Below are 15,514 nucleotides of genomic sequence, written 5' to 3'. Positions count from 1 at the left end.
AGATGATCTTGCATGTTTTCAGCTGTATTTGGCTCAGTTGAGCAGGGTATCATCTATGCGATCATGGCACTCGGAGTGTATCTAACATTCCGGGTGCTTGATTTTCCAGATTTAACAGTGGACGGAAGTTTTGTAACAGGCGCAGCAGTAGCGGCTACGATGATTGTATTTGATTATCATCCACTTGTTGCAACACTTACCGCAATCCTGGTTGGCTTTTTTGCTGGGTGTATAACTGGTTTATTACATACCAAAGGAAAAATCAATCCACTTCTATCCGGAATCCTCATGATGATAGCTCTTTACTCGATAAACCTTCGGATAATGGGACTGACGACAGAAAATTCAGTAGGTCGTCCAAATATTCCGCTTTTAAATTCAGAAACGATTTTCAGTAAGTTCCAAGGTTTCTGGAGTACTCTTGGAATTGATGAAACCATCAATGGTTTTCTATTGGGACTTGGCTTGGAACATTTACCATCGACTTGGGGAACATTAGTTTTGATGATCCTAGTTGTGGTTCTCATTAAATTCATAGCGGACTGGTTTTTGCAAACCGAAGTTGGTTTAGCCATCCGTGCAACTGGTGATAATAAAAAAATGATTCGTAGTTTCTCTGCCAATACAGATACTCTTGTTATTCTCGGATTAGGAATTTCCAATGCACTAGTTGCTTTCGCAGGTTCATTGATTGCACAGTATGGAAAATTCGCTGATAATGGAATGGGAATTGGTATGATCATCATCGGATTAGCTTCTGTTATTATCGGTGAAGCGATATTCGGGACGAAAACCATTTTCCGTACAACAATGGCCGTCGTCATTGGTGCCGTAATCTATAGAATCGTACTCGGACTATCATTGAAAGTGAAGATTCTCGATTCAGGTGATATGAAATTAATTACTGCAGTCATCGTAATTGCGGCATTAATTATTCCGCAGATTCTCGAAAAAAGACGGGAAAAAGCGCGTAAAGCGAAAAGACAATTTGAACGAATGGCGATGAAATCATCACAAGGAGGTCATAGCGTTGTTGAAACTGGATCAAGTCAATAAAGTATTTAATGAATCGACTCCGGATGAGAAAGTAGCGCTGGACCAAATTAACTTACATTTACAACCGGGTGATTTCGTAACAGTCATAGGGAGTAACGGTGCAGGAAAATCTACCATGATGAATATGATATCTGGCGCATTGACACCGGATTTTGGTTCTATTTATATCAATAACAAAGATGTTACACGTTTGGCAGAGTTCAAACGATCCAAAATGATAGGACGAGTATTCCAAGATCCGATGTCGGGTACAGCACCGACGATGACGATTGAAGAAAATTTGGCGATGGCTTATTCTCGCAATCGACGGCGTTCATTGCATCGCGGAGTAGATAAGAAACGGAAAGACTTATTCCGAACCTCACTGGAAACATTGCATTTGAATCTTGAAAACCGGATGACAGCGAATGTTGGACTATTGTCCGGTGGTGAACGTCAAGCGTTGTCATTATTGATGGCGACCTTTACGCAACCTTCTATTTTGTTGTTGGATGAGCATACCGCAGCACTCGATCCGTCCCGCGCAGAGTTAATCACCGATTTAACGAAACGATTAGTTGAGAAGGATCGGCTGACGACGTTAATGGTAACGCATAACATGCAACAGGCACTTGACCTTGGAAATCGCTTAATTATGATGGATAAAGGCCAAATTATTCTTGAGGTAGAAGAAGAACAGAAACAGCATTTAACTATTGCGAAATTGATGGATGAATTTCAGCGTATTCGTGGAGAACAACTTACGAATGATGCAGCTTTACTTTCTGTATAAACAACAGCCCCCGCTTTCCAGTTGTGGAAAACGGGGGCTTTTCAATGTCTTAAGCAAGCCGTGCCATACGTTTCTTAATTTCATATACCCAACCAAATGGATCTTGTTCTTTGCCTGTTTGGATATTCGTTAACGTGTTATATAGACGAGTAGATAGTTCCCCTGTTTCACCGTTGCCAATGATCATTTTATAACCATCCCAATTCAGTTCGCCGACTGGAGAAATAACAGCAGCTGTGCCTGTACCGAATACTTCTTCAAGTTCACCGCTTTCATAGGCAGATCGGATTTCATCCATTGAGATTTGACGCTCTGCAACTGGCATATTCCAATGTCTTAGCAACTGTAAAATGGATTTTCGTGTAATTCCCTCAAGAATACTGCCGTTGATTGCAGGCGTTACAATTTCACCGTTGATCTTGAAAAAGATATTCATACTTCCTACTTCTTCCACGTATTTACGCTCGACACTATCGAGCCATAAAACTTGTGAGTAGCCTTGTTTGTCTGCTGTCTCCTGTGCCTTTAAAGCCGCTGCGTAGTTGCCAGCAGTTTTAGCGCTACCCGTTCCGCCTTTTGCAGCACGGACGAATTCATTTTCGACGAGGATTTTAACTGGATGAATCCCTTCTTTATAGTACGAGCCAACAGGGGACAGAATCATGAAAAATTGATATTTTTTAGCTGGCGCTACACCTAGGAAGGCTTCTGTTGCAATGACAAATGGGCGGATATATAATGATGTTCCTTCTAGTGTAGGAATCCAATCCTGCTCGATTTGCAACAATTGGTTCAGCGCGTACAATGCGTTCTTTTCATCGATCCGTGGCATACATAGACGATCGAGCGAATAATTCAAACGCTTCATATTTTGATCTGGACGGAACAAACGAATGGTTCCATCTTCTGAACGATATGCCTTCATTCCTTCAAAAACCGTTTGACCGTAATGTAAAACGATTGCAGCTGGATCGAGTGTTAAAGGTGCGTAAGGAGTAATGCGATGATTATGCCAACCTTTGCCTTCCTCATAGTCTATAATGAGCATGTGGTCTGTAAATGTTTTCCCAAAAACTAAAGTGCTAGGATCTGGCTTTTCTTTTTTATTTTGTGCTAGTTGAATTTGCATAGGTAATCTCGTCATAATCATCAAAACTCCTCAAGATATAGAATATTCCGAAAGTTCAATTCCGAATAGTGTAATTATACTGCTTTTTCAGAAAAAATAAAGTGAAAAGTTTGTCGATTTTAAAAACTATTATATAAAGGAGCAAATTTTCATGAGAAAAGTATTAATTATAGGCGGGGGTATCGTTGGTGCTTCCGCTGCTTATCATTTATCCGACCAACAAGCAGAAGTCGTACTAATCGATAGGCAAGAGCCAGGACAGGCTACAAAAGCCGCAGCAGGCATTATTTGTCCGTGGGCATCTCAAAGACGAAATAAAGCATGGTATGCCCTAGCATCAGCTGGTGCTGCGTATTATCCTGAATTCATTCGGTCATTAGAAAAGCATGGCGAAGTGGAAACAGGATATAAGAAAGTGGGTGCCTTGGCGATTCATACTGAGTTAGATCGTTTGGAGAAGAAAGTCGAGTTGTTAAATATAAGGAAAGAACAATCTCCTGAGATCGGGGAAGTGGAATTACTGGATACAATACAGCTCGCTAGCTATTTTCCGATTTTATCTGAGGAATATTCAGCTGTTCGTATTTCAGGTGCTGCCAAAGTAGAAGGGGATCAACTACTTAAAGCAATGGAGCGTGTGGCAGTTCAACGTGGTGTTCAAAGTATAAAAGGCTCTGCATCGCCGTACATAAAAGAAGGAAAAGTCTGTGGTGTTATGGTCGAGGGGCAAATTATTGAGGGAGATCAAATCATCGTAGCGTCAGGTGCCTGGGCTAGTGAATTTACAGAGCCCTTAGGTAAGAAGCTGCAAGTGACAGGACAGAAAGCACAAATACTCCATTTACAATCAAATCATGTAGCGTCAGGGGAATGGCCAGTCATCATGCCACCTGGTACTCAGTACCTCGTGCCATTCCGAGATGGCAGATTCGTTGCGGGCGCAACACACGAGGATACAGATGATTTCAATATTCAACCGACCACTGGTGGGATACTGCAGGTGTTGTCGAATGCTCTACCCATTGCACCTTTACTGAGCGAAGCAGTACTGGCTGAAGTCCGTGTGGGTATTCGTCCACATACACCGAATTTTATGCCGGTCATCGGTCAACTACCTGATCACCCGCAAGTTTGGATGGCTAACGGTCTTGGTTCATCTGGTTTAACAGTAGGACCTCTTCTCGGCAAACTTTTATCCCAGCTAGTACTAGGCGGGGAGACCGGATGGGACTTAGAAAGCTACTCTATTAACCAAATAATTGCCGACGAACATTGAATAAAGTGCGTATAATGATTATTATGAATATATAGCGATTGAACGGTAAAGGGGAAGATTCATAATGAGAAGATATGTTTCGTATTCAGAAGAAGTGAAAGAAGCGATGAAATATGGCAAGCCGCTAGTCGCATTGGAATCCACAATTATTACGTATGGCATGCCATATCCTGAAAATGTGAAAGCTGCACGGGAGGTTCAGCAGATTGTGCGCGATCATGGTGCGGTTCCGGCAACAATCGCAATTATGGACGGTAAAATAAAAATAGGTCTATCTGATGAAGAGCTAGAACGGTTCGGAGATAGCAAAGGTGTTGTCAAAGCTTCTAGACGCGATATTAGTTACTTAATTGCTACTAAAAAACCGGGTGCAACGACGGTTGCTGCATCGATGTTCTTTGCTGACTTAGCGAGAATACGCGTATTCACGACTGGGGCCATTGGCGGTGTGCATAGAGGTGTGGAACAAACGATGGATATTTCTGCAGATCTTGAAGAGTTCGCACGCACAAATGTAGCTGTTGTTTGTTCAGGAGCGAAATCTATTTTGGATCTCGGTAAAACACTTGAGTATTTGGAAACGAAAGGTGTTCCAGTCATGGGGTATCAAACAGATATATTCCCCGCCTTCTACACAAGAAGCAGCGCACATCATGTAGACTACCGGATAGATGAAATTGATATGATGGCAGAAATGTTGCGCGTTAAATGGAATTTAGGCTTGGAGGGTAGCGCAATTATCGCGAATCCTATTCCTGAAGAATATGCAATGGATCAGGAGTATATGGATGGATTGGTTTCAGATGCTCTTAAAGAAGCTGAACAAATGGGTATTAGCGGAAAGTATCTTACACCACATATGTTAAAAAAGGTTCAGGAAATGACAGACGGTAAAAGTCTGGAGGCCAATATCGCCTTAGTGAAGTCAAACGCTGAACTTGCAGCAAAACTGGCAGTGAGTTTTAACGGCAATTAATAGAGATAGGTTGTGTAAAATTGAAAGTAGTATCTTGGAACGTGAACGGTATTAGGGCATGCGTAAAAAAAGGTTTTAATGACTTTTTTGAACAAGTACAGGCAGATATATTCTGTGTCCAAGAGATCAAATGTCAAGAAGGACAAATCGACCTTTCTTTCGATGGGTATGAATCCTACTGGAACTATGCAGAGAAAAAGGGATATTCAGGTACCGCAGTCTTTACGAAAAAAACACCTCTTTCTGTACGCTATGGATTGAATGATCTAGACCACGAAGTAGAAGGACGAGTGCTAACGCTAGAATTTGAAGAGTTCTTTCTCGTTAATTGTTATACGCCCAATTCACAACGGGACTTAGCGCGATTATCATTTCGATTGGCATGGGAAGATGATTTACTTGACCATCTGCAGTCATTGGATGCTATCAAGCCCGTTGTCTATTGCGGAGATTTGAACGTGGCACATGAAGAAATTGATATTCGTAACGTTAAATCCAATATTGGCAATTCGGGATTTACGAATGAAGAACGCGGGAAAATGACGCGGTTGTTAGATGCTGGATTCATTGATACGTTTCGCTTTATGAATCCGGATCTAAAAGATAACTTTACATGGTGGTCTTATATGCGCGATGTACGGGCACGAAATATCGGCTGGCGTATCGATTACATTATTATTTCAAAGCGTCTCCAGTCGGTCCTGCAAACAACAGCCATTCATTCAGAAATCATGGGCAGTGATCATTGTCCGATTTCTACAGAATTAGATCTAAAATGAGAGCAAGTACCTCTCGGGTTAAGTTGTTCTGTTAAGTGGTACATTAGCTGAAACAATAAAAATCGCATCACAAGTTTATCTTGTGATGCGATTTATTAATTAAATCCATTCCAGTTGCCCGTACATGATTGAATTAGGAAAAGTGTGCCGGAGAGGGAACGGAATGGTGTCATGTACTTTTATCCTCGGAGTAGACAGCGATAAGTAAGACTGCCTCATTTTCTCCGATGTTTTTTACAAAGTGAGGCACGCTAGCATTCCAACTAAATGAATCGCCTTCCTTTGCAATAACAGAATCTTCGCCTTGTTCAGCAAGGACCGTGCCTTTTAGTACGACATGGCTCTCTTCACCTTCGTGGGCAATCGCTTCACCGGTCGATGTACCAGGCGGTAATTCAACGTGCATCATTCGCAGACCACTTTGCGTAGTAATATGTTCAATTTTTATTCCGTTAAACGTTGTATATACCCGTTCAGCTTTCCTAATGACTTTCATATGCTTCTTTTTCTCTAGTAGCAAATAAGGAAGCGGGACGTCTAGAAAGCGAGCGATTTCTTGCAACGTATTAAGGGAGGGGGATGTATTATCATTTTCGATGTTGCTTATAAACCCTTTTGAGAGTCCTATTTTTTCGCTCATCTGTGCGATGGTTATTTTCTTTCTCTTCCGTATATCTCGTATTTTTGAGCCGATTTCCATATGGATCCCTCCAAGTACATTGTTGTGTATTTATATAATAGCACAAATATCTTGACGCTATCTTCCACATAATGTTATCATATAGTGAATTGATATTCACCTAGGAATACTTATTGTTAAATTATATACTAACAATAAATCTATTGATGTTTTTCACGAACAGTTATTACGTTTTAGAAAGCAAAAATAATCCTAGGGATATATTAGTGTTTGAGAAAGGTGGAGAAATTTATTAATCAGATGTTTAACGATGCAAAAAGACAGAGCTGTTAGAAAAATTGAACATTCAATTGAAGTCTAGCCATGTTTTGGTTTAGTAGATTCCTAAAACTGTATACTCTACTGGAAATTAATTGAAAAGAGAAGGTTATTTATTTTTTTACAAACGATGTTCACCTATATAGAAATAATATTCTCTTTGAGATAATAAAAGATCGATATGATGACAGACAGCTTTTTATGATCTTCGAAACCTGGAACTCATTGAATGTGGAGAATGATCCAGCGATTTTCATAATAAATAGAATACTTTTTCCGTTTTCCGTTAATCAGGAATGAACTGTTTGTTATAGGTACATGATGATCTTTAGAACAGCTGCTTATTTTTTTATGATGTAGGATTCGCTATGTTTCATTGCGATATGGATGACGGAGCTATAAAGAGATTAGAAAGCTCTATTGAGTATTCGTTTGAAAATTATCAGTTCGATATGAACGTGAATTAATTGATGAGATTCAGCCCGAAGGCGATTTTGTCTATAACTCTTGGAGCCGAACATTGGAATCTATATCAGAAGAATCAGTACCTTGAGCGGTTAACTTCTGAACTTTATAAATGAACAATATGATATTCAACCATTAAATAAAGTGTCTTCATTCATTTGGCATGGTAATCAAGATTAAGTCCAAGTCCTTCAGTTTGAATGGGGAGTGGACGCAGAAGTATTTTCAAACAAGAAACCTCTTCGGCATTCAGTGCATATTCAGATGGACATGTTTCTAACGGGAACTCTATTGATGTGAATACGTTGTAAAATAATGCAACAGAATAATGATATTAAAACTAGGAGGAAATGAAGATGAAGAAAAAAGAGATAAGCATATTTTTATTAAGAATAATGGTAGGGATTAGTTTTTTTGTGCACGGATTCGTGAAATTCCAAGGTGGAATAGGAAATACCGCAGGTTGGTTTGAGAGTATCGGAATTCCAGGATTTTTAGCATACTTTGTAGGAGCTGTGGAAGTAATAGGCGGTATAGCACTTATTTTGGGCCTAGGGACGAGAGTTGTTTCTGCATTGCTCGCTATAATCATGGTTGGTGCGATACTAAAGGTTAAAATCTCCGTTGGATTCTTAGGGACAGCGGAAAGTGTTGGCTACGAACTAGACCTATTACTTTTAGTAATCGCCATATTTTTATCGGTAAATGGAAGTAAGATTTGGGCAGTTGACCAAGTTATAGTTAATAAAAATAAGGAAAACTCAAATCACGGACAATAAAAACAAAATAAAATATAAGTGAGGCTGATTGCAAAAATGAGAAACTTTCATCAAAGACCTAATATATTTGTTGGACAGGTTAATATAAATGTAACAAATCTTAATTCATCGCTTGAATTTTACCAACAGGTTCTCGGATTTCAAGTATTGGAGCAAACAAATCGAAAAGCGGTTTTAACAGCGGATGGTAAAATAGGATTATTAACGATTGAACAACCTGCTGATGTACTACCAAAAGAGGAAAGGAGATCTGGTTTATTTCACTTTGCACTTCTGCTACCAACAAGGGCTGACTTATCTGTCTTTTTACGTCATTTATCCGGGACAGGCTATCGATTCGGAGCATCGGATCACCTTGTTAGTGAAGCACTATACATTACAGATCCAGATGGAAATGGCATTGAAGTGTATATAGATCGGCCATCTACTGAATGGACCTGGTCTAATGGAGAAGTCAAGATGGTATCGGATCCATTAGATGGAGAAAGTCTTCTAGCAGTCAGCGATTTGGAATGGAACGGGTTGCCAGCTGATACGATAATGGGCCACGTTCATTTGCATGTTGCCGATCTTCAGAAAGCAGAAGAGTTTTACACGAAGGGACTTGGTTTTACAGTTGTAAGCCATTATCCTCAAGCGATTTTTATTTCAACTGGCGACTATCATCATCATATTGCCTTGAATACATGGCAAGGAGTAGGTGCTCCGAAACCGCGGAAAAACAGTGTTGGTATAAACTGGTATACCCTTGTTTTCCCAAATGAAGAAGCGATAGTAAAAGTAATTGAACAATTACAGAATCTAGACTATTCGTACGTGGTTGAAGATGAATTGTTTGTAATTGAAGATCCATCGGGAAATAAAATTCGATTAACCGTGTAATTATACCCGCCCATTCTGCCTGAAACCGGTAGAATGGGCGGGGTTTTATTAATTTTAAAACTGCTTGCATTTTATATTTACAAGTTTATACGTAGGTAAAAACGAAGAGCCCCAATATGAATTGGGGCTCTTCGTTTTATTGTTGATATATGTTTTTGTATGCATAAACTAAAGAGGTTAACCTCCAGCATGTGCTTTTTTATTACACGTTCTGATTTAAATCAAGCGAAATAAAATGCTTTTTACCTGCGTACATTCCACTTATAAATAGTATCGTTGCGACAACGATGAAGGTATATAGTGGCGCTGTCCATGAACCAGTAAAGTCATGAAGAATACCGAACAACACAGGACCAATAGACGCGAGTAAATAGCCAATCGACTGCGCCATTCCGGAAATTGAAGCTGCCTGGTCTGGTGTATGGGTACGTAAAGTGAAGAACATCATAGCGAGGCCGAACGCTGAACCGCCTCCTAGTCCGATGAAAATCATCCAAAGTGCAGTCAGGCTTTCGCTTCCGAATTGTACACCACCATAGCCAATTACATAACAAGCGAAAACAGCTACGACCAGAACACGTTGATCACGTACTTTATCCGCAACCACTGGTATGATAAACATCATAGGCAATTGTGCGAGTTGGACAAGCGCTAACATCCATCCCGCGGCATCAGCAGTCATGCCATTTGATTGCAACACAACTGGAATCCAAGAAGCTGTCGTATAAAATAGGAACGATTGCAGTCCCATGAAAACTGTGATGCTCCAGGCTAGTGGCGAGCGCCAAATAGGCCGAGCAGGTCCCGTCTTCTTGTTTTTCTGAACTGTTTTGATAACCTCTTTCTTTTTACGTATTTGAGGAATCCATACGATAATAGCTAACAATGTAATGACTCCCCAAATTCCTAGAGCACCTTGCCAGCCGTAGACAGTTTCATTGGCGATTGGAGAAGCGATACCCGAAGCTAGCGTTGCAGATATACTCATAGAGACAGAGTACAACCCTGTCATTAATCCAATATGGAAAGGAAAGCTCAGTTTAAGAAGGCTTGGTAATAAGACGTTTGCAAAGGCAATTCCGACACCAATTAAAAATGTGCCGATCAGTAGCAAGATACTATTGCCGACAGAACGCATGACGATTCCTATTAGTAAAATAATCATTGCATAGAAAAGTGTTCGCGACATGCCAAACCGTTTTGCAATGCGTGGTGTAAAAGGTGATACAATGGCAAATGCCAGTAGTGGGATTGTTGTTAGAAATCCAGCCAATGAATTGGAGATTTGCAGTTGGTCGCGAATATTTCCAATAATAGGTCCAACAGAAGTTAGTGGAGAACGGATGGTAGCAGCTAAAAATAAAATACCCACTAACAGCATCCATTGACTCTTAGGGAAATGTAAATGTTTGCTTGGTCGTTCTGTTTCCATCATGAAGCCTCCTGTATTCCTTGAAGATTGTTCTGAGAAGTATATCGCTGAATCAGCAGAAAGGAGATTCCTTTATGGAGTACTTACTCATAGTCTTTGTAAATGTTATCACACCGATGCTTATTTTATTAGCAATTGGCGTGTTTTTACAAATAAAGTTTACTTTTAATGTTAAGGCGTTAGGGAATATTCTAACATACTGTCTAATTCCTGCCGCTGTGTTCATGAACTTATATCATACTGTTATTGATATAGACATCCTACTCGATGTATTAATGTTTGTCGTATTATTCACATCCGCTTTAATAATTACTGGCCATATATTTAGTAAATTCTTGCGTCTAAACCGCCAGCAAACCGCCGTAATGAAAAACAGTATTGTGTTGATCAACTCTGGAAACTATGGCTTACCCGTTAGTCAGCTAGTCTTTCATGCCAATCCACTCGGAGTGTCCATTCAGATCGTGTTGATTGTCTATCAGAACTTACTAACATACTCGTATGGATTGTATAATCTCGTGTCTTCCACGCAATCGGGAAAAGACATCGTGAAGCAATTTCTTCGAATGCCGATTATTCATGCATTGTGGCTAGGTGCTGTGCTTAATTTAGCAAATATCCAGTTACCACAATTTATCGAGTTGCCGATTAGTCATTTATCGGATGCTTTTATCGCCATTGCGCTCATTACACTAGGCGCGCAGTTAGCGCAGATTAAGGTGAAAACGCTATGGAACCGTTTGATCTACCTCAGCGCTATCGGCAGACTCATTATTTCACCAACTGTGGCGTTGCTGTTGATTTTACTGTTGAAGATAGACGGTGTCACGGCTCAGTCACTCTGGATCGCCAGCTCATTTCCAACGTCAAGAAACAGCTCAACGCTGGCATTGGAATATGATGTAGAGTCGGAGCTAGCAGCCCAGATCGTCCTGTTCAATACCGTAGCTAGTAGCTTTACAGTAGGCGTAGTAATTTATCTTTCCTCACTATTTTTCGGGTAAGTAAAAAACGGGGAGTTTATTACAAAGAGAGTCTGGCGTGGGTGTTGGTAAGCGATTGGCACTACTGAGGGGACGCTTCAATGCAATGCCTTCTCTTGAAATAACTATTTATCCCAATTCACGCCGACTTTTTGTCAAGAATATGTCCATGTGCTTGCCAGCTTGAAGCTATCAAACTAATTGGCAAATATTCGTATTGAAAATTTGTCGAATCATGCTATACTGTTAGCATTCAGTTAAATAAAACTCATATAATCACGGGGATATGGCCCGTAAGTTTCTACCGGTTTACCGAAAATAGACCGACTATGGGGAGAATGAAAAGCAGCTTTCTTTGTCGTTCGACAAGAAATTGCTTTTTCATTTTTAAAAGCGTACATGCCGCTCTCTCATAGTTGTTATATGGGAGTATGGCATATACGCTTTTTTTATTCGGAAAAATGAAGGGAGCACAACGGCGTGGAGTTGTTAAAAAACAAGATTCGACTAGAAGGTAAAGTATTATCGGAAGAGGTATTAAAAGTAGATTCGTTTTTGAATCATCAAATCGATCCATTACTGATGCAGGAAATCGGAAAAGAATTTGTTAAACGATTTAGCGATCAAAACATCACGAGAATCATCACGATTGAATCTTCAGGTATTGCTCCAGCGACAATGGCGGGAATGATATTGGGCGTTCCGGTAGTGTTTGCCAGAAAACGTAAATCACTTACATTGACGGATCATTTATACTCCGCGAAAGTGTATTCTTTCACTAAGAAAGAATCGAATGATATTTCGGTTTCTAAAGATTTTATTTCAAATGAAGATACGGTTTTACTCATTGATGATTTCCTTGCGAATGGACAAGCTGCACTCGGACTCATAGATATCGCAAAACAAGCAGGTGCGACTATCGCTGGTGTTGGAATTGTCATCGAAAAATGCTTCCAACCAGGTGGAGATTTGATTCGTAAAGAAGGCGTACGTTTAGAGTCACTGGCTGAGCTTCAGTCACTGAAAAACGGTCAAGTCCAATTCGTCGGGGAGGAAAATAACGGATGAAAACAACACTGCTAGGTTTTCAGCATTTACTAGCTATGTATGCAGGCGCGGTATTGGTACCGCTTATTGTGGGGAATGCCATAGGGTTAACTCCCACACAGCTGACATATCTTGTTTCAATTGATATTTTAATGTGTGGTATCGCTACATTGTTGCAAATTTCACGTAATAAATATTTTGGTGTTGGTCTACCTGTCGTCCTTGGGTGTACGTTCACAGCTGTAGGCCCTATGATTTTGATAGGCAATGATTATGGAATTTCGGCCATTTACGGTGCAGTTATTGCTTCGGGCGTAATCATTTTCTTCATTAGCCGCTTCTTCGGGAGTCTTGTGAAATTCTTCCCTCCAATCGTTACCGGTTCTGTCGTAACAATTATTGGAATCACATTGATTCCTGTTGCGATCAATAATATGGGTGGCGGACAAGGGGCTGAAGACTTTGGCTCAATGACAAATATTTTACTTTCATTTGGAACGTTATTATTCATTGTCTTACTGTTCCGATTCACTTCAGGTTTTATGCAGTCTATTGCTATTTTGTTGGGATTAGTCGTGGGTACGATCGCGGCGATATTCCTCGGCATCGTAGATTTTTCCAACGTACAAGATGCTTCTTATGTTCATATGGTCATGCCGTTTTATCTAGCAACACCTACGTTCCATTTGCTACCGATTGCCATTATGACATTGGTTGCGATGGTGTCACTCGTAGAATCCACTGGAGTATACTTTGCGCTCGGTGATATTTGTGAAAAAGAAATCGATCAAAAAATGTTGGAAAAAGGCTATCGTGCAGAAGGTTTAGCTTCCATTATTGGAGGTATTTTCAACGCATTTCCTTACACGACATTTTCACAAAACGTGGGTTTAATGCAATTATCTGGTGTGAAGTCACGCCGTGTAATATTGGTTACCGCGATCATGCTGATTTCTTTAGGATTCTTGCCGAAAGTAGCCGCTCTTGCAACGATTATCCCTGCGGCAGTACTTGGGGGGGCTATGGTTGCTATGTTCGGAATGGTTGTTTCTCAAGGAATTAAGATGTTGAGTCCTGTTATTTCAAAAACTCAAGATAATGCAATGATCGTAGCGTGTTCTATCGGGATCGGACTTGGCGTTTCGGTTGTACCGGATCTATTCAAGGAATTGCCGGAAAGTGTACAGATCTTAACAAGTAATGGGATTGTACTCGGAAGTATTACGGCTATCTTCTTAAATATCATTTTCAATATGCTGCCTTCAAAAAAGAAGCAAGCGGTCGAACAAGCACGTCAAGCGGAGACTACGTCACGTAGTATTAAAGAAGGATCATCTTCTGTCTTGGTTAGTGCAACAGCTAATCATAAATAACAAAAAGAGCAACTGCAAAAAAGCAGTTGCTCTTTTTGCTTATTTTATACGCGATGCTGATCATATAGATGTTGCTCTGTTTTGTTTGTTACTATCGTCAGCAATTGTCGGTCGATTGGCGTGTCATAAGCTCTTAATGACTCTCGAAGCTGTTGTTGTGTTCTTGCACCAATCAAAGCAGAGGCCACAGCGGGCTCTTTAAGTGCAAAGGCAAGGGCGTATGCATGTAAGTCGCTTGTTTCCTCCGAAAGCGATTGAATTGTCTGCTGTAACTCAGACGATGTGTAAGAAACGAAGCCACTCATTTTCTTCGCACGGTCCACGCCTTTATTCGTCAATAGACCTTTTGCTAGTGTTCCTCTCGTGACAACAGATGCACCTTTTTCCGTAATCATAGAAAAATATTCTTCAGGACGTCGATCGAGCAAGCTATACTGCATCATGACAGAAACTGCATGGCTAGTATTCAAGAAACGTTCGATGACAGTGGGGCGGATACTTGAGATCCCGTATTCACGTATAATGCCTTCTTTTTTTAATGTTTCAAATGCCTCGATTGTTTCTTCAGCATCATCTTCCATCGTACCACCGTGAAGTTGGTACAAGTCGATATAATCGAGTTGTAAACGTCGTAAACTTTGTTTTACAGCGTTCATTATATGGGTTTTTGAAGGATCCCATGTCCATGAATCTTCCCCATTCCACTTGTTACCGACTTTCGTTGCGATGATCAACTCTTGACGTTTTTCTTTCAATACTTTTCCTATAAGTTCTTCATTTATTCCTCTATCATACAGATCGGCTGTATCGAAATAGTTGATGCCATGATCCACTGCTTCATCGAGTACGGAACGAGCCGCTTCAAGTTCAGTCGGTAATGACATGCACCCTAATCCAAGTTCGGAAACAAGTAAATTACTAGAACCTATTGTTCGCTTCTTCATGTGCTTCACTCCTTTGGTTTCATGGTACAATGAAAACGGGATATAAAACCAATGGAAAGGGTTGAGTGCTGGATGAAGTTTGAAGAAATTACCCTCTCAACAGAACAAATTTTTACAGGTAAAATCATTTCGGTGCAAGTAGACGAAGTAGAATTGCCTGATGGAAAACTAGCAAAAAGAGAATTAGTAAAACATCCAGGAGCCGTGGCGATTATCGCCTTGACTGAAGATAAAAAGCTCGTGTTAGTTGAACAGTACAGAAAGCCTTTGGAACGAACGATGCTAGAAATACCTGCGGGAAAGATTGAGCTTGGGGAAGAACCTAAACTGACGGCAATTCGTGAACTGGAAGAAGAGACAGGTTACCGTGCTAATTCATTCGAATATTTGCAGACTTTCTCAACTTCACCAGGCTTCGCGGATGAAATCATTCATTTATATGTGGCAAAAGAGCTTGAGAAAGTAGAACAGCCTGCGACAGGGGATGAAGATGAATTCATTGAAGTACTGGAAGTAACCGTTGAAGAGGCAGAGGAATTGATTGCGAATGAACGAATTTATGATGCCAAGACGGTTGCGGCTGTCTGGTATGTAAAAAACCTATAAAGGATTGAGCTATTTCTGGACGGACAAGCATATGTTATAGAAACGATGCGGAGGTGT

15 protein-coding genes and 1 riboswitch are annotated in these 15,514 nt (G+C 40.4%); of the genes, 11 read left to right on the top strand and 4 right to left on the bottom strand.

Features of this window, described 5'->3' with window-relative positions; all coding sequences use genetic code 11:
• The first annotated feature begins 12 nt into the window (after positions 1–12).
• Together CSV75_RS05815 and CSV75_RS05810 are read left to right on the top strand one after the other, a co-directional pair.
• Positions 13–1,056: an ABC transporter permease gene (locus tag CSV75_RS05815; protein WP_099675075.1), complete on the top strand. Its 1,044-nt coding sequence runs from the start codon at positions 13–15 to the stop codon at positions 1,054–1,056.
• Complete coding sequence (locus CSV75_RS05810) at positions 1,031–1,828, top strand: ABC transporter ATP-binding protein (RefSeq protein WP_099631017.1); 798 nt, start codon at positions 1,031–1,033, stop codon at positions 1,826–1,828. The genes CSV75_RS05815 and CSV75_RS05810 overlap by 26 nt, the downstream gene beginning before the upstream one ends.
• 49 nt (positions 1,829–1,877) lie before the next feature.
• Here CSV75_RS05810 and CSV75_RS05805 read toward each other — a convergent pair whose 3' ends face one another.
• Positions 1,878–2,978: a branched-chain amino acid aminotransferase gene (locus CSV75_RS05805; RefSeq protein ID WP_369802713.1), complete on the bottom strand. Its 1,101-nt coding sequence runs from the start codon at positions 2,976–2,978 to the stop codon at positions 1,878–1,880.
• A 130-nt stretch (positions 2,979–3,108) separates the two neighbouring features.
• Between CSV75_RS05805 and CSV75_RS05800 the strand changes: the two genes are divergently transcribed.
• The 3 genes from CSV75_RS05800 to CSV75_RS05790 all read left to right on the top strand — a co-directional run bounded on the left by CSV75_RS05800 (position 3,109) and on the right by CSV75_RS05790 (position 5,988).
• Positions 3,109–4,233 carry an NAD(P)/FAD-dependent oxidoreductase gene (locus CSV75_RS05800; RefSeq protein ID WP_099675074.1) on the top strand — a complete coding sequence of 375 codons (1,125 nt, stop codon included), beginning with the start codon at positions 3,109–3,111 and terminating at the stop codon, positions 4,231–4,233.
• A 64-nt stretch (positions 4,234–4,297) separates the two neighbouring features.
• A complete protein-coding gene (locus CSV75_RS05795; protein WP_099675073.1) occupies positions 4,298–5,209 on the top strand; it encodes a pseudouridine-5'-phosphate glycosidase in 912 nt (303 codons plus the stop codon).
• A gap of 20 nt (positions 5,210–5,229) precedes the next feature.
• Positions 5,230–5,988, top strand: coding sequence for an exodeoxyribonuclease III (locus tag CSV75_RS05790; RefSeq protein WP_099675072.1), 759 nt, complete (start codon positions 5,230–5,232; stop codon positions 5,986–5,988).
• Positions 5,989–6,157: 169 nt separating this feature from the next.
• Here the strand turns inward: CSV75_RS05790 and CSV75_RS05785 are convergent, their stop codons facing one another.
• Entirely contained in the window at positions 6,158–6,688 is a 531-nt protein-coding gene (locus CSV75_RS05785) for a helix-turn-helix domain-containing protein (protein WP_099675071.1), read from the bottom strand.
• Positions 6,689–7,767: 1,079 nt separating this feature from the next.
• Between CSV75_RS05785 and CSV75_RS05780 the strand changes: the two genes are divergently transcribed.
• Together CSV75_RS05780 and CSV75_RS05775 are read left to right on the top strand one after the other, a co-directional pair.
• A complete protein-coding gene (locus CSV75_RS05780) occupies positions 7,768–8,190 on the top strand; it encodes a DoxX family protein (RefSeq protein WP_099675070.1) in 423 nt (140 codons plus the stop codon).
• A gap of 36 nt (positions 8,191–8,226) precedes the next feature.
• Entirely contained in the window at positions 8,227–9,072 is an 846-nt protein-coding gene (locus CSV75_RS05775) for a VOC family protein (RefSeq protein WP_099675069.1), read from the top strand.
• 202 nt (positions 9,073–9,274) lie between these two features.
• On the opposite strand, the gene CSV75_RS05770 is transcribed toward CSV75_RS05775, so the two are convergent.
• Positions 9,275–10,504, bottom strand: a complete 1,230-nt coding sequence (locus CSV75_RS05770; protein WP_099675068.1) for a CynX/NimT family MFS transporter — start codon at positions 10,502–10,504, stop codon at positions 9,275–9,277.
• A 74-nt stretch (positions 10,505–10,578) separates the two neighbouring features.
• Between CSV75_RS05770 and CSV75_RS05765 the strand changes: the two genes are divergently transcribed.
• The 3 genes from CSV75_RS05765 (at position 10,579) to CSV75_RS05755 (ending at position 13,907) form a co-directional block, all read left to right on the top strand.
• Complete coding sequence (locus tag CSV75_RS05765; RefSeq protein ID WP_099675067.1) at positions 10,579–11,508, top strand: AEC family transporter; 930 nt, start codon at positions 10,579–10,581, stop codon at positions 11,506–11,508.
• Between the two features lie 227 nt (positions 11,509–11,735).
• Positions 11,736–11,837, top strand: a riboswitch (purine riboswitch).
• Between the two features lie 130 nt (positions 11,838–11,967).
• Complete coding sequence (locus CSV75_RS05760) at positions 11,968–12,555, top strand: xanthine phosphoribosyltransferase (RefSeq protein WP_099675066.1); 588 nt, start codon at positions 11,968–11,970, stop codon at positions 12,553–12,555.
• Complete coding sequence (locus CSV75_RS05755; protein ID WP_099675065.1) at positions 12,552–13,907, top strand: nucleobase:cation symporter-2 family protein; 1,356 nt, start codon at positions 12,552–12,554, stop codon at positions 13,905–13,907. Before CSV75_RS05760 ends, CSV75_RS05755 begins: the two co-directional genes overlap by 4 nt.
• 44 nt (positions 13,908–13,951) lie before the next feature.
• On the opposite strand, the gene CSV75_RS05750 is transcribed toward CSV75_RS05755, so the two are convergent.
• Positions 13,952–14,851: an aldo/keto reductase gene (locus tag CSV75_RS05750; protein WP_099675064.1), complete on the bottom strand. Its 900-nt coding sequence runs from the start codon at positions 14,849–14,851 to the stop codon at positions 13,952–13,954.
• Positions 14,852–14,923: 72 nt separating this feature from the next.
• Between CSV75_RS05750 and CSV75_RS05745 the strand changes: the two genes are divergently transcribed.
• On the top strand, positions 14,924–15,457 hold the full coding sequence (locus CSV75_RS05745; protein ID WP_099631521.1) for an NUDIX hydrolase: 534 nt from the start codon (positions 14,924–14,926) through the stop codon (positions 15,455–15,457).
• Positions 15,458–15,514: the final 57 nt, after the last annotated feature.

Source organism: Sporosarcina sp. P18a (genome assembly GCF_002743135.1).
Taxonomy (GTDB): domain Bacteria; phylum Bacillota; class Bacilli; order Bacillales_A; family Planococcaceae; genus Sporosarcina.
The sequence above is the reverse complement of the archived record's forward strand: the minus strand, read 5'-3'. Positions and strand labels throughout refer to the sequence as shown.

Bases quoted from the DNA above. Each gene is read 5' to 3' on its own strand.
- CSV75_RS05750 (WP_099675064.1), bottom strand. From the start codon at position 14,851: ATGAAGAAGCGAACAATAGGTTCTAGTAATTTACTTGTTTCCGAACTT.
- CSV75_RS05745 (WP_099631521.1), top strand. From the start codon at position 14,924: ATGAAGTTTGAAGAAATTACCCTCTCAACAGAACAAATTTTTACAGGT.
- CSV75_RS05785 (WP_099675071.1), bottom strand. From the start codon at position 6,688: ATGGAAATCGGCTCAAAAATACGAGATATACGGAAGAGAAAGAAAATA.
- CSV75_RS05755 (WP_099675065.1), top strand. From the start codon at position 12,552: ATGAAAACAACACTGCTAGGTTTTCAGCATTTACTAGCTATGTATGCA.
- CSV75_RS05795 (WP_099675073.1), top strand. From the start codon at position 4,298: ATGAGAAGATATGTTTCGTATTCAGAAGAAGTGAAAGAAGCGATGAAA.
- CSV75_RS05765 (WP_099675067.1), top strand. From the start codon at position 10,579: ATGGAGTACTTACTCATAGTCTTTGTAAATGTTATCACACCGATGCTT.
- CSV75_RS05815 (WP_099675075.1), top strand. From the start codon at position 13: ATGTTTTCAGCTGTATTTGGCTCAGTTGAGCAGGGTATCATCTATGCG.
- CSV75_RS05800 (WP_099675074.1), top strand. From the start codon at position 3,109: ATGAGAAAAGTATTAATTATAGGCGGGGGTATCGTTGGTGCTTCCGCT.
- CSV75_RS05780 (WP_099675070.1), top strand. From the start codon at position 7,768: ATGAAGAAAAAAGAGATAAGCATATTTTTATTAAGAATAATGGTAGGG.
- CSV75_RS05805 (WP_369802713.1), bottom strand. From the start codon at position 2,978: ATGATTATGACGAGATTACCTATGCAAATTCAACTAGCACAAAATAAA.
- CSV75_RS05770 (WP_099675068.1), bottom strand. From the start codon at position 10,504: ATGGAAACAGAACGACCAAGCAAACATTTACATTTCCCTAAGAGTCAA.
- CSV75_RS05775 (WP_099675069.1), top strand. From the start codon at position 8,227: ATGAGAAACTTTCATCAAAGACCTAATATATTTGTTGGACAGGTTAAT.